The sequence below is a fragment of the Sphingomonas sp. CCH5-D11 genome (genome assembly GCF_001557395.1).
GTDB lineage: Bacteria > Pseudomonadota > Alphaproteobacteria > Sphingomonadales > Sphingomonadaceae > Sphingomonas.
Map to the genome: position 1 here is coordinate 1 of NZ_LSKH01000079.1, position 973 is coordinate 973.

General features: G+C 67.9%; 2 protein-coding genes. One reads left to right on the forward strand and one right to left on the reverse strand.

Going from position 1 to position 973, the window contains the following annotated elements; genetic code table 11:
* The first annotated feature begins 97 nt into the window (after positions 1–97).
* Positions 98–568, forward strand: a complete 471-nt coding sequence (locus AX702_RS04615) for an NUDIX domain-containing protein (RefSeq protein ID WP_066776715.1) — start codon at positions 98–100, stop codon at positions 566–568.
* A gap of 6 nt (positions 569–574) precedes the next feature.
* Here AX702_RS04615 and AX702_RS04620 read toward each other — a convergent pair whose 3' ends face one another.
* Positions 575–880: an energy transducer TonB gene (locus tag AX702_RS04620; RefSeq protein ID WP_066776717.1), complete on the reverse strand. Its 306-nt coding sequence runs from the start codon at positions 878–880 to the stop codon at positions 575–577.
* Between the last annotated feature and the right edge of the window lie 93 nt (positions 881–973).

Here is a 973-nt window from a genome sequence, read left to right on the forward strand (position 1 = left end):
AGTATCGTCGGCGGCGCGATCCGGTCGACGACGGCCCGGATGATGGCTGGAACGGGCCGGTTCCGGCCTTCCTGAGCGTTTCCATCGGCGCCTGACAATGGTGGCGTGGCGCTACCGGATCGCCGGGCGTGCCATGCGGCTTTACTGGAAGGTCGTTCGACCGCGCACGTTCGGCGTGCGCGCGCTGCTGGTCGATGATGCCGGTCGGATCGCGCTGGTACGGCATCAATATGTCGCCGGATGGTACCTGCCGGGCGGCGGCGTCGACAAGGGCGAGAGCGCGGAGACGGCGATCAGGCGTGAGCTGCGGGAGGAAGTGGGCCTCTCCGAGGTAATCGTCCGCCGGGTGCAGGGCGTCTATCACAATCGCGGGGAGGGAAAGGACGATCATGTCGTCGTTTTCCTTTGCGGGGTGACCGATCCGGCATCCATCGTGATTGCCGACCCGCGCGAGATCGCGGAGGTCGGCTGGTTCGCGCCGGACCAACTGCCAGAGGCCGCCACGCCGGCAACGCGGCGGCGGATCGCCGAACATGCGAAAGGGGCGCAGGGCTGGGGAAACTGGTGAGATTGCTTACCAGATCCGCACGCGGCGCTTTCGGGGCGTTTCCACCACGTCCACGCTGTCTGCCTCCACCTCCCAGGTGTGATTTTCGACGATCCACGACCTGACCGGCCGTCCGCGTCCATCGCGGGAAGGGCGGAAGCGGAAGCGCTCGCGGATCAGACGGCAGGTCGTGTCATCCACGGCCGCGTTCCCGCTGGAGCGCGTCACCTCACAGATTGGCACCCGGCCGTCGGTCGCCACCATGTAGCGGACGCCCACGGTGCCGGTGAAGCCGGTGACGAACAGCGCCTCTGGCAGATCGGACGTCCGCATCCGGCCACGCAGGAATTCCGGCCCGGTTTCCTCTCCGCCCCTGCCGCCTGCACCGTCGCCATCGCCGCTGCCGCCGCTGCCGAAGCCCTATGT

What these genes read in the sequence shown, in the direction of transcription:
- AX702_RS04620 (WP_066776717.1), bottom strand. Translation starts at nt 880, where the DNA reads ATGCGGACGTCCGATCTGCCAGAGGCGCTGTTCGTCACCGGCTTCACC.
- AX702_RS04615 (WP_066776715.1), top strand. Translation starts at nt 98, where the DNA reads ATGGTGGCGTGGCGCTACCGGATCGCCGGGCGTGCCATGCGGCTTTAC.